This window comes from Paraburkholderia edwinii, assembly GCF_019428685.1.
Lineage (GTDB): Bacteria > Pseudomonadota > Gammaproteobacteria > Burkholderiales > Burkholderiaceae > Paraburkholderia > Paraburkholderia edwinii.
In genome coordinates, this window is sequence record NZ_CP080095.1 from 4,617,229 (window position 1) to 4,629,674 (window position 12,446).

The following is a 12,446-nucleotide window of genomic DNA, read 5'->3' on the forward strand; positions in this document are numbered from 1 at the left end:
CGCGAATCGTGACGGCGTCGCATGCGAACGTCGCGCACGCGTGTTGCGCGTGTGTTGCGCGCGTAAACGGGCGCGTGGTGAGTAGCATGTAACCAGCGCATTTACGCATTGCCCCGCGCATCACGCTTCAGTATCACGCTTCGATCCGCCCGCGCGTCACGCCAAGCAACCCAGCCATCGCATCGCGCGCACGCAGCATATCGCGATCGCGGATCGCTTCGAACACGGCCGTATGTTCGGCAAGCGACGCGTTAAACACATCGGCGCGCTTCGCGTTGAGCCGTAGCTGCGCTTCAAGCGTGCGCTCGATCAGCGTGCCGAGCGGAATCAGCAACTCGTTGCCGCAGGCCGCCAGCACGCTCAGATGAAACTCGAGGTCCGCACGCACCCATTCGTCGACGTTGCGCGCCGCGACCATCGCCGCGTGCGCGGCATCGAGCGCCGCAAACGACGCCTCGCTGCGCGACGCAGCCGCGAGCCCCGCTGCGTACGGTTCGATCATCTCGCGCATTTCCTGCAGCTTCAGCGCGAAGTCCACCGGTGGCGCGACGCGCGAGTACCAGTCGAGCACGTCGACGTCGAGCAGGTTCCACGCATCCTTTTGCCGCACGCGCGTGCCGACACGCGGCCGCGATTCGACGAGTCCCTTCGACGTCAGCGTGCGCAGCGCTTCGCGCAGCACGGTGCGGCTGACGCCGAACGCCTCCATTAATTCGGCCTCGCGCGGCAGGATCGATTCGGGCGGATAGTCGCCGCGCAGGATGGCCGTCGCAAGCTGATGTGCGACGCGGCCGTGCAGGTCTCGCTGAATGATTTCTCTCCATGTGGGCGGTCGCGGGCGGGACGCGAGCTCAAGTAAGCTCCCCCGGTAAGCGTCCCAAATAATACTATTAATAGTATTTAAACGCGATTCTGTTGTAGCATGTGGCTCCCCAGCCCTTCGGCCTCGATTCACGCCTGATTCAAGCGACTTACAGGAGACGCGTCATGAAAATCACCCGCATCGAAACCTTCATCGTCCCGCCACGCTGGTGCTTCGTGAAGATCGAAACCGACGAAGGCATCGTCGGCTGGGGTGAGCCGGTTGTCGAAGGGCGCGCGCATACGGTCGCCACGGCCGTCGACGAGCTGTCCGACTATCTGATCGGCAAAGACCCGCGCCTGATTGAAGACCACTGGCAGGTCATGTATCGCGCGGGCTTCTACCGCGGCGGCCCGATCACGATGAGCGCGATCGCCGGCGTCGACCAGGCGCTGTGGGACATCAAGGGCAAGTTCCACGGCGTGCCTGTGCATACGCTGCTCGGCGGTCAGGTGCGCGACAAGATCAAGGTGTATTCGTGGATCGGCGGCGACCGGCCGAGCGACGTTGCGAACAACGCGCGCGCGGTCGTCGAGCGCGGCTTCAAGGCCGTCAAGATGAACGGCTCCGAAGAGCTGCAGATCATCGACACCTTCGACAAGGTTCAAGGCGTGATCGACAACGTACGCGCGGTGCGCGAGGCCGTGGGCCCGAACGTCGGCATCGGCGTGGACTTCCACGGCCGCGTGCATAAGCCGATGGCGAAGGTGCTTGCAAAAGAACTCGATCCGTTCAAGCTGCTGTTTATCGAAGAGCCGGTGCTGTCCGAAAACGTCGAAGCGCTGCGCGATATCGTCAACCAGACGAGCACGCCGATCGCGCTCGGCGAGCGTCTCTACTCGCGCTGGGACTTCAAGCACATCCTCGCAGGCGGCTACGTCGACATCATCCAGCCGGATGCGTCGCACGCGGGCGGTATCACCGAATGCCGCAAGATCGCTTCGATGGCCGAAGCCTATGACGTCGCGCTCGCGCTGCACTGCCCGCTCGGCCCGATCGCGCTTGCCACGTGCCTGCAGATCGATGCGGTCAGCTACAACGCGTTTATCCAGGAGCAGAGCCTTGGCATTCACTACAACCAGGGCAACGACCTGCTCGATTACATCAAGAACCCCGAGGTCTTCAAGTACGAAGGCGGCTATGTGTCGATTCCGCAAGGCCCGGGCCTCGGCATCGAAGTGAACGAAGAGAAGGTGCGCGAGATGGCGAAGGTCGGCCACCGCTGGCGCAACCCGGTGTGGCGCCACACAGACGGCAGCGTCGCCGAGTGGTAAGCACGAGAGACCCAGTGCAGTGATCGAAGCGCCGCCGGTGGAGTGAATCGACCGGCGGCGTTTTCATTCGTGCAACGCGACGCGCGCGCTTTTTCGCGCGATGTTTCGCGGACGTTACGTTTCTGGCGCGCCGGCCGTCACACGCGGCGTAACGCGTGCGTCCGAGCAACGGTCATGCTTTACCGATGCCTTGCCGCACAATGCTTTGCGGCACGCTCGCGAGACGCGCGAGCATTCTGGCTTAGCTTTTGCTGAATGGTCTGCAAGACGACTTTTCAGCGATCGTGAGCCATGACCGAATTCCTTCCCGACTATCTGATTCGCCAGCAGGCGGCCGTCGGCGCGCTCGTTCTGTTCGGCGTGCTGCGCGTGATTTTCGCGGCTGTTGCGTATGAGCGCGGCTGGCGCATATCAATTGTGGAACGTTGCTTCGTGGGCGCTGCGGTTCTGTATTGCATCCCGCAGCTATTCGATCTGCTCCTGCACGTGTATAACGCTTCTGCCGCGTCCGCCGAACTCGAAGGCAAGGCCGCCGGCTGCGCCATCGCGCTTTTTTGCGCACCGATTCTCGGTCATCGGCTCGGCTTCGAATAGGTTTTTGCGCGCCGCGGTTACGTGCCACGGTTACGTGCCACGGTTGCGTGCCGCGGTTACGTGCAGCAGTCGCTTGCAGCCGCAGGTGCAACAGCAGGAGTACCAACAAGGGTAACAACGGGCAGGTGCAACAACAGCAACGACGTCACACGAAAGAACAACAAGGAGATATCGTGCCGCACACTACGCCGTATCAAACCGGGGATGTCTTTACGCTGAAGTCGGGTGGCCGCCCGATGACGGCCACCTGGGTCGGCCCGGTCGCGTTCGCGCCGGGCATCTGGCTCATCTGCGAATGGTTCGACGCTTCGGGCAAGCCGCAGCAAGGGATGTTCGACGCCGCGACGCTCGAACCCGTGGCTCACGCGTGAAACACATCTGGCGCGGCTGATTCGCTACTGATGCGAACGCCCACGGCCTAGCCCAGCGAGATAAACCCCGGCACGCTATCGGCAAGCGCTGCCGCCGCCGCGAAAACGCCGATTATCAGTAGCGCTTCGAGATGAAGCAGATTCGCAAACGTGTGCGCGTCCATTGTCGACGCCGTGCGACGCAGTCTCGGCAACGCGGAAAAACGGTTCAACCCGCCCAGCACCAATGCGAGCGCAACCAGCGCGAGCTTCAACGTCAACACATGGCCCCACGTGGTGTGCTCGATCGCGGCGAAGGTTCCGCCCGAGCCGCGCACCGCGTTGAAGATGCCCGTTAGCAGCACGAACACAACCGCCGCGAACGACATGTTCGACACCTGCGTCGCCGTGCGAATCAGCACGCCGCGCGCCACCGATGCGCCGAGCGCCGGCAACACCGCCAGCCCCGCCGCGAGGACAAGACCGCCCCACACGGTCCCGGCCAGCACATGCAGCGTCTGCAAGCCGACCGCCGGCGAGAGGGTCCCCGCATCGGCCGCGTGACCGAGCGACGCCTTGCCCGCCGCGACCGCGATCACCGCGAGCCACAGCAGCGCGTTGCGCAATGCGCCGGCGTGGCTCGCCAGCGACGTCAGCAGCAACAGTACCGCGCCGCCGAACGCGACCGCCCACGCATAGCCCGCATGCGTCTGCGCGAGCACGGTCGGCACGACGCCGAGCGCCGCCGGCAGACTCACGCCGCCCATCGATGCTGACGCGTACAGCAGCCAGCCGAGATCGGCGAGCACGAGCACGATCGCCGCGGTCTGCATCGACCGTTGCGCACGCAACCACGCGGGCCGCGCGGGCGCGACCTTGGCCTGCGCATCTTTAGCGAGCCACGCGGCAAGCAGCGCCGCGCCGACCGCAAAGGCAAACGCCACGTTCATCAGCGCGGCGAGGGCGACCTGCCCGATCCAGAGTCCGCTCATGGTCATACGAGGCCGCTTGAGTTGCCAACTGCGGTGCCAACTGAGTTGCGCAGTGAGGCGCAAACTACGGTGCGAACTGAGCTACGGGTCGAGACGGTCAGCGCGACGGTATCGCAGGCGACAGCGGCGCGCGGGTCAAACAGGCATGCGACGGCGAATGGCTTCATCAAAGGCGGATTGAAAGGATCGAGGCTTGGGGTGGGCGGGTTGAGTACATCGAGGCAAATCGGGCCGCGCTCCGAGCCTGGCGCATGACGGGCGTAGCGAGATCGCGGCGGAAACGTGCCATCTTAAAGGAAGCCTTGCCTGCTGCCGAGGCCTTGACACGCGGCATTGCGCGGTTCGCCGACACGGCACGCGTATTTGATGGACACTTCGGGGACTCGTAACGGGACTCGTAAGCGCGACACAGGCGTGCGAACCATCGTCCATGAGCGTTGCGTCAAACTGTCGCATAGCACCATCGCACGTGAACTTCAGCCTATGTGGCAAATAGTCACCATCAATCATCGATGATAGAATGCTGCGTCGCCGCAGCGCCCGCTGCCGCCAGAGGTAGTTCAGTTGTCTGTGAGTTGTCTTTATACCGAGCCAGCTCGAAGCTCGGTCAGGTCCCCGATTTCATGGAGTTACGCGTGTCTTCAAGACGCATTTTCCGCCCGCTGCTCGCGCTTCTGTTGATTGGCAGTGCAGGCGTCTATAGCGCTGCGAAAGCGCAGACTCAGCCCAAAGCCCCCGATACGATGGAAGCGCGCGTGCAGGGCTGCACGGCATGTCACGGCACGCATGGCCAGGGCACCGACAACGATTACTTCCCGCGCCTCGCGGGCAAACCGGCGGACTACCTGTACAACCAGCTGAAGAACTTCCGCGAAGGGCGCCGCAAGTACCCGCCGATGAACTACCTCGTCACGTACCTCTCCGACGACTACCTGCATCAGATCGCCACGTACTTCTCGCAGCAACGCCCGCCGTATCCGCCGCCCAACAAGCCGAACGTCTCCGACGCAACGCTCGCGCGCGGTCGCCAGATCGTGCTGAACGGCGACCCGGGCAAGCAGATCCCGGCCTGCGCGGCCTGCCACGGCAAGGCGCTCACCGGCATGGAACCGGCCATCCCCGGTCTCGTCGGTCTGCACTCGGACTACATCAGCGCGCAGCTCGGCGCCTGGCGTTCGGGCACGCGTCACGCGATCGAGCCTGACTGCATGCACACCATCGCCACGCGTCTTACCGACGACGACGTGAACGCCGTCGCCTCCTGGCTCGCCACGCAGCAGGCCCCGCAAAACCCTGTGCCGGCTCCGGCCAACTCGTTGAAGACTCCGCTTGCCTGCGGCAGCGAACCGCAATAAGGCACCGGGAGAGACCATCAAATGAAACGCAAGTCCCTGTTCGCCCTCTCGGCTGTCGTGATTGTTGCAGCCGCCGCGCTCGTTCCGGTCCTCTGGTCGGGCAGCGACAACCTGCACAACGGCGCCGCGATGGCGGCCACGCCGGCCGACCAGGCCGAGCTGATCAAGAAGGGCGAGTATCTCGCCCGCGCCGGCGACTGTATCGCGTGCCACACGGTGCGCGGCGGCAAGATCTTCGCCGGCGGCCTGCCGATGGCCACGCCGTTCGGCACGCTGTTTACGCCGAACATCACGCCGGACGACCAGTACGGCCTCGGCAAGTGGTCGTCGGACGACTTCTTCCGCGCGATGCACACGGGCCGTTCGAAGGACGGCAGCCTGCTGTATCCGGCCTTCCCGTTCACGAGCTACACGAAGGTCTCGCGCGCCGACTCGGATGCGATCTACGCGTATCTGCGCTCGATCCCGCCGGTTCATGAGCCGAGCCGTCCGCACGAACTGAAGTTTCCGTTCAACAACCGCAACCTGCTGATCGGCTGGCGCACGCTGTTCTTCCGCGAAGGCGAGTACAAGCCGGACCCGACCAAGTCGGTCGAATGGAACCGCGGCGCGTACCTGATCGAAGGCCTCGGTCACTGCGGCATGTGCCACACCTCGATCAACGCAATGGGCGGCCCGGTGAATTCGGCGGCGTTCGCGGGCGGTCTGATTCCGCTGCAGAACTGGTACGCGCCGTCGCTGACGTCGAACAAGGAAGCGGGCCTCGGCGACTGGGACATCAAGGAAATCTCCAGCCTGCTGAAGACCGGCGTGTCGGAGCGCGGCGCCGTGTTCGGCCCGATGGCCGAAGTCGTGCACAACAGCCTGCAGTACATGTCGGACGACGATATCCACGCGATGTCGACGTACCTGAAAACCATCCCGCAGAAGGACGAAGCGCCTGAGCATCTGCAGCTGGAAACGAGCCAACAGTTCGGTAGCGAACTGTTGAAGCAAGGCCAGAAGATCTACGCTGACAATTGTGCGAAGTGTCACGCGGAAAACGGTCTCGGCATGCCGCCGTCGTTCCCGCCGCTCGCGAACAACCAGTCCATCCAGATGCCGTCGGCGGTCAATCCGATCCGTATGGTCCTGAATGGCGGTTATCCGCCGAGCACGGGCGGCAATCCGAAGCCGTACGGCATGCCGCCGTTCGCGCAAGCATTGTCAAATCAGGAAGTGGCTGCGGTTGTGACGTACATCCGGATGTCATGGGGTAACCACGGCACGCCGGTGTCGCCGCAACAGGTCAGCGAACTGCGTTCGGCGCCGCTCGACTAAGCGACGCAAGAGGTAGCAGGGCGCGGCCATCGGAAGAAACGCGGGCCGCGCCCTTTGTTTTTGGTCGTTCGGGGAGAAACGCCGTGCCAATCGGCGAGCGTCTGAACTGCATCACCCATCTCGTCGGCGCGTTGCTGTCGGCGGTGGGGCTTGCGGCGCTCGTCACGCTCGGCGCCCTCGACGGCGATGCGTACAAGCTGATCAGCTTTAGCGTGTATGGCGCAATGCTGTTCGTGTTGTACGCAATCTCGACGCTCTACCATAGCGTGCGTGCGCCGCACGTGAAGAGCGTGCTGCAGAAATGCGATCATTCCGCGATTTACCTGATGATCGCCGGCAGCTATACCCCGTTCACGCTTGTTACACTGCGCGGGCCGTGGGGCTGGTCGCTATTTGGTGTCGTCTGGGGGCTTGCGGCGCTCGGCATCATGCAGGAACTCACGCTCGGAAGGCGCACTCGCAGCGTATCGATGGTGCTGTATGTGCTGATGGGGTGGCTTGGGCTCGTCGCAATCGAGCCGCTTATCGAAGCACTGCCGGCTGCGGGCACCGCATGGCTCGTCGCGGGCGGCGTCATTTACAGCGCCGGCATCTATTTCTTCGTCAACGACGAGCGCATCCGGCACGGACATGGTATCTGGCACCTGTTCGTGCTCGCCGGCAGTCTGTGCCAATTCGTCAGCGTCGCGCGCTATGTCGCGTAACGGCGGTTGCCGCTGTGATATATGACGATAGATGCAACTTAACGCCAGTCGACGTGTCTGCTTAGCGCGTTGAAGCATTCGGCATGCAACGTGCGTGCCGCCGATTTTTTCGCGAACGGCGTCGGCCGGGTTGCAGGAAGAGCCCGCTGAATGAACCGGTCAGTGTTACCACCGTTCGCCACATCCGCATTACGAAGAGCTTATGTCTTTTGATTCTCTCGGCTTGTCCGAACCGTTGGTCCGCGCTGTTCAAGAACTCGGCTACACGTCTCCTACTCCGATCCAGTTACAAGCGATTCCCGCCGTGCTGAACGGCGGCGACCTGCTTGCCGGTGCGCAGACGGGCACTGGCAAGACCGCCGGCTTCACGCTGCCGATCCTGCAACGGCTTTCCACGGGCGCGGCGGCCGCGGCACATTCGGCGGCTGCGGCGAGTGCGAAGCGCGTGGTGCGCGCGCTGATCCTCACGCCCACGCGCGAACTCGCTGCGCAGGTCGAGGAAAGCGTGCGCGCGTATAGCAAATACGTGAAGGTGAAGTCGACCGTGATGTTCGGCGGCGTCGGCATCAATCCGCAGATCGACGCGCTCAAGCGCGGTGTCGATATCGTGGTCGCGACGCCGGGGCGCCTGCTCGATCACATGCAGCAGAAGACGATCGACCTCTCGCGCCTCGAGATTCTCGTGCTCGACGAAGCCGATCGCATGCTCGACATGGGCTTCATTCACGACATCAAGCGTGTGCTCGCGAAGCTGCCGGCGAAGCGCCAGAACCTGTTGTTCTCCGCGACCTTCTCCGACGAGATCAAGGCGCTGGCCGACAGCCTGCTCAACTCGCCGGCGCTGATCGAAGTGGCGCGCCGCAATACGACGGCCGAGACGGTCGCGCAAAAGGTGCACCCGGTCGACCGCGACCGCAAGCGCGAGATGCTCACGCATCTGATCAAGCAGCACAACTGGTTTCAGGTGCTCGTCTTCACGCGCACGAAGCACGGTGCGAACCGGCTCGCGGAGCAGCTGACGAAGGACGGCATCAGCGCGCTCGCGATTCACGGCAACAAGAGCCAGTCGGCGCGCACGCGCGCGTTGAGCGAATTCAAGGACGCTACCCTGCAGGTGCTCGTCGCGACCGATATCGCCGCGCGCGGTATCGATATCGACCAGCTGCCGCACGTGGTCAACTTCGATCTGCCCAACGTCCCCGAAGACTACGTGCACCGGATCGGCCGTACGGGCCGCGCGGGCGCGACGGGCGAAGCGGTGTCGCTCGTGTGCGTCGATGAATTGCAGCTGCTGAAGGACATCGAGAAGCTGATCAAGCGTGCGGTGCCGCAGGAAGTGATCGCGGGTTTCGAGCCCGACCCGAATGCGCGGCCCGAGCCGATCCAGCGGCGTGGCCAGGGTGGCGGCGGCGGCGGTGCGCGGCCGCCGCGTGAGCCGCGTGAGGCAGGTGCCGGACGCGGTTCGGCGACAAGGGCGCAGAAGCCCTCGCAAAAGCGTGACGGTGCGGGCGCTGCGCAGCAGCGCGCGGGTAGTACGGGTAGTAGGCCGGCTGGTGGGCAGCAACAGGCGCAGCAAAGGAATCAGCAAGCGGAGCCGCGCAAGCAGCAGCATCAGGCGGGCAGCAAGCCGCATCCGCAGCAGCCGGCCAAACCGCAAGGTGCAAGAGCGGCGCACGCGGCACCGGCTCAAGCTCGCAAGGATGGCCCGCGCCACGACGCGACACGCACACATGAAAAGCCGCGCGCGAGCGCGCACGAACACGGTGCCGCGCATGCGCAGCGCAAGCAGGGCGGCAACCCGGGTGCGCTGCTTGGCGGCAACAAGCCGCGTAGCGATGCAGCGCCGAAGCGGCGCAACCCGTCGCGCGATACGCGGCGCGGCGACTGAGCTTCGGGCGACTCAGTTGACGGCGCGCGACTGCGGGTAAAACCACAGCGCGCGCGGTTCTCAAATGCGGTGAGCGGCGCACTCGCCGACGCAATCGCAGCAGCAACGAGCAAGGCAAGCACGCCACAGAACGCCAGGCACGAATACGCGCGATCCACGCCGCCGCCCTTGCGGCATGCTCCGCGCGCCCGCAGGCCGCCCCGCTACGCTTGCGCCGCCGCCTTCTTCAGATACTCCACCTGCTCGATCCAGCGTTCGAACGTCGCGTCCTTGCCTTCGGCGAGTTCGAACGTCATGCCGCTCGTGATGCGCGCATAGCGCACGCGCTGTGCCTCGCCGGTATCGATCGACCCGCTGAAACAGACGAGCCCGCCTAACGCCTTCAACTCCTCTTCCGCGCCTTCGACGACAGGCAGCGGTTCGAACGCGAGCTGCACCTGATAGAACGCTTCGTCGAATACGAAAGTGAGCGCCGCTCGCCGGTTCTGCGCAAGCGCGCGTGCCGCGCGCGCCTGCGGCCACAATGCAAGGCACAGCCTGCGCGAATCGGGCACATAGAGTTCGCCGATACCGAGCAGCGATGTGCGCAGATGTCCATTTGCATCGTTCGTGACGAGCGACGCCGTAAAGCCGATCTTCGTCGCGAGCGAACTGCCGTCGAAAAACGCGCGCAGCCCGTCGGGCCATTCGTCGAAGATGTCGAGGTCCTGAGCATGCTTTGGAACTGCGGAATCGGTCATTGAGCAATCTCCGTCGATGCGTGCAAAATGCGTGCAAATACGCGAACAGAAACAACGCCACATAACGCCACATAAGCAAATGGCCCGCTTACGCGGGCCATTCCGATCAGGCTGGCGGCACACGAGCCGCCTATTAACGCACAACGCCGACACGAAACATCGGCTAATCCGCTTACCCGCCGCGCTCAGCGAAAGAACACATGCTGCGCGATTTTCTCGAGCGGATAGTGCACGCCGGGCTGAATCTTCGCGGGCAGATCGAGTGGCTTCAACAGCATCTTCACACACATTTCGGCGGAGAGGTTGCGACGCACGAGCTTGTTCACGCGCGCCGAAAGCCCCCTGTTATAGGCAGGATCGGCGACGCGCTCCGGATAGCGGATCGCGAACACATGCCGAAGTGCGATCTCGGAGTCTTCATTCTTGATCTCGATCACGCGACGCATGAGCGCGCCGAGCACCGCGAGCCGTCCATTGCCTTCGATGCGGTTGTACTTCTTGAAGTATGTGAAAAAGTGCTTGTAATGCCGGACTTCGTCGGTGCGGATATTGTCGGTAATCTGCTTTAGCACCGGTTCGTCCGAGCATGCACCAATCGCGCGATAAAGCGTTGCCGTGCCGGTCTCGACCACGCAGCGCGCAACCATTTCGAGCGCGCGCGTCTTTTCGAACTCCTCGACGGAGCACGTCTTCGAATACTCTGCAAAGAAATTACGAAATGCGGTGTCCCAGTCGAACTCGGGCCACACGTGCGCGATATACGTCTTCAACGCGCGGCCATGCTGCAGTTCTTCGGGCTCCCATTCGGTATTGAGCCAGGCAGACACTTCGGGATCGTCGTTGAAGAAGCTGCTCAGGTTGCTTGTATAGAGATCTGTACCGCTTTCGATAAAAGAAGCCGCGCACAGCAGCAGCAGCAGATCCTCGTTGGCGACGGCGCGTGGATGATCGATTCGGCTCATGTCGATGTCTTCGATTCGCCAGGGCATTGCATGGATCGTTTTAGTCTGCATGTGTGGTGCTCCCTAAACTGGATCGTCTCGTTGAACGAAGCATGCCCAAATCGCGAGCGCGATGACCGGTCGTCTTACGCCTTTTCTCCCAAAATGCACGAAATCCTGAAGTGAACGATTTATTTTTACTTTCATCTTAGCCGCAGATTCGCAAAAGTGCAGAACACCAGCACAGACCATGCCGGAACACTTCAGGTTCCTGTGATCAATCAATCCGTCGGGCAAAACAATTTGTCTTTGCGGCAACGCGCAATACGCGTGCTTGCTGCACTTGGTTTTAGCGCTGTAAAGAACGGTAAAGACAAGCGCGCATGAGACTCACCGGGACATCGTCCGCCGCACATCGGTGCATGGCGCAGCGCATCGCGGACGGCAGTTCGAGCGGACGCCTTACAATACGCGCAAGCCAACCCTTGCCCGCCGCGCCCATGCGCGGACCCACGACAAGCTATGACCCGAGACCCGCGCCTCACGCTGAACGCACGCCAACAGGAATTACTCGAGTGGGTCCAGCGCGACGGCTTCGTTACCGTGGATGACCTCGCCGCCCACTTCGACGTCACGCCTCAGACCATCCGGCGCGACGTGAACTGGCTTGCCGACATCAACTTGCTGCGCCGCTATCACGGCGGTGCGAGTCTGCCGACGAGTTCGGAGAACGTGTCGTACAGCGCGCGTCAACGGATGTTCCACGACGAGAAGCGGCGCATCGCCGCACTCGTCGCCACGCACGTTCCCGATCAGGCATCGCTCTTTATCAACCTCGGCACGACGACCGAAGAAGTTGCGCGCGCACTGAACCGCCATCGCGGCTTGCATGTGATCACGAACAATCTGAACGTTGCGAGCATGATGAGCGGCTATCCCGATTGCGAAGTGCTCGTCACGGGCGGCATCGTGCGGCCGTGGGATAAGGGCATCGTGGGCGAGCTCGCGATCGATTTCATCCGGCAGTTCAAGGTGGACTTCGCGATTATCGGCACGTCGAGCATCGAGACCGACGGTACGCTACGCGACTTCGACACGCGCGAGGTGCGCGTCGCCGAAGCGATCATCGAGCATTCGCGCACAGTCTTTCTGGCCGCAGACCATTCGAAGTTCGGCCGCCCGGCGCTCGTGCGCCAAGGCCATCTGAACCAGATCGACTCGCTCTTCACCGATGCTGCGCCGCCCGCCTCGATGGCCGAGACGATCGCGGCCGCGGGCACGCAGGTGTTTATTGCGGAATAGAAGCGCGGAATAGAAGCGCGGAATAGAAGCGCGGAATAAAAACGCGGAGCAGAAGCGCGAAATAGCGTGCTAAATGAAGGCACCGAATGGCGATGCCGCATAGCAGAATCGCACGGGAACGCAT

General features: G+C 63.0%; 12 protein-coding genes. 8 read left to right on the plus strand and 4 right to left on the minus strand.

The window, feature by feature from the left end:
• Positions 1-133: 133 nt before the first annotated feature.
• Complete coding sequence (locus KZJ38_RS20520; RefSeq protein ID WP_219800513.1) at positions 134-814, minus strand: FadR/GntR family transcriptional regulator; 681 nt, start codon at positions 812-814, stop codon at positions 134-136.
• A 173-nt stretch (positions 815-987) separates the two neighbouring features.
• Between KZJ38_RS20520 and dgoD the strand changes: the two genes are divergently transcribed.
• From dgoD to KZJ38_RS20535, 3 genes are all read left to right on the plus strand, one after another.
• A complete protein-coding gene (dgoD, locus tag KZJ38_RS20525) occupies positions 988-2,136 on the plus strand; it encodes a galactonate dehydratase (protein ID WP_219797976.1) in 1,149 nt (382 codons plus the stop codon).
• A gap of 291 nt (positions 2,137-2,427) precedes the next feature.
• Positions 2,428-2,730: a hypothetical protein gene (locus KZJ38_RS20530; RefSeq protein WP_219797977.1), complete on the plus strand. Its 303-nt coding sequence runs from the start codon at positions 2,428-2,430 to the stop codon at positions 2,728-2,730.
• Between the two features lie 173 nt (positions 2,731-2,903).
• Complete coding sequence (locus KZJ38_RS20535) at positions 2,904-3,101, plus strand: YodC family protein (protein ID WP_246641572.1); 198 nt, start codon at positions 2,904-2,906, stop codon at positions 3,099-3,101.
• A 47-nt stretch (positions 3,102-3,148) separates the two neighbouring features.
• Here the strand turns inward: KZJ38_RS20535 and KZJ38_RS20540 are convergent, their stop codons facing one another.
• Positions 3,149-4,078, minus strand: a complete 930-nt coding sequence (locus tag KZJ38_RS20540) for a CopD family protein (protein WP_219797978.1) — start codon at positions 4,076-4,078, stop codon at positions 3,149-3,151.
• Positions 4,079-4,695: 617 nt separating this feature from the next.
• Here KZJ38_RS20540 and KZJ38_RS20545 point away from each other — a divergent pair.
• From KZJ38_RS20545 to KZJ38_RS20560, 4 genes are all read left to right on the plus strand, one after another.
• A complete protein-coding gene (locus tag KZJ38_RS20545) occupies positions 4,696-5,427 on the plus strand; it encodes a c-type cytochrome (protein WP_219797979.1) in 732 nt (243 codons plus the stop codon).
• Positions 5,428-5,448: 21 nt separating this feature from the next.
• Entirely contained in the window at positions 5,449-6,747 is a 1,299-nt protein-coding gene (locus KZJ38_RS20550; RefSeq protein ID WP_219797980.1) for a cytochrome c, read from the plus strand.
• An 83-nt stretch (positions 6,748-6,830) separates the two neighbouring features.
• The gene (trhA, locus tag KZJ38_RS20555; RefSeq protein WP_219797981.1) at positions 6,831-7,451 is read left to right on the plus strand and encodes a PAQR family membrane homeostasis protein TrhA; all 621 of its coding nucleotides are present in this window, start codon (positions 6,831-6,833) and stop codon (positions 7,449-7,451) included.
• Between the two features lie 202 nt (positions 7,452-7,653).
• Entirely contained in the window at positions 7,654-9,339 is a 1,686-nt protein-coding gene (locus tag KZJ38_RS20560; protein WP_219797982.1) for a DEAD/DEAH box helicase, read from the plus strand.
• Between the two features lie 203 nt (positions 9,340-9,542).
• On the opposite strand, the gene KZJ38_RS20565 is transcribed toward KZJ38_RS20560, so the two are convergent.
• The gene (locus tag KZJ38_RS20565; protein WP_219797983.1) at positions 9,543-10,079 is read right to left on the minus strand and encodes a hypothetical protein; all 537 of its coding nucleotides are present in this window, start codon (positions 10,077-10,079) and stop codon (positions 9,543-9,545) included.
• A gap of 185 nt (positions 10,080-10,264) precedes the next feature.
• Positions 10,265-11,092: a ferritin-like domain-containing protein gene (locus KZJ38_RS20570; RefSeq protein ID WP_219797984.1), complete on the minus strand. Its 828-nt coding sequence runs from the start codon at positions 11,090-11,092 to the stop codon at positions 10,265-10,267.
• A 450-nt stretch (positions 11,093-11,542) separates the two neighbouring features.
• Between KZJ38_RS20570 and KZJ38_RS20575 the strand changes: the two genes are divergently transcribed.
• Entirely contained in the window at positions 11,543-12,322 is a 780-nt protein-coding gene (locus tag KZJ38_RS20575) for a DeoR/GlpR family DNA-binding transcription regulator (protein ID WP_219797985.1), read from the plus strand.
• The last annotated feature ends 124 nt before the right edge of the window (positions 12,323-12,446 follow it).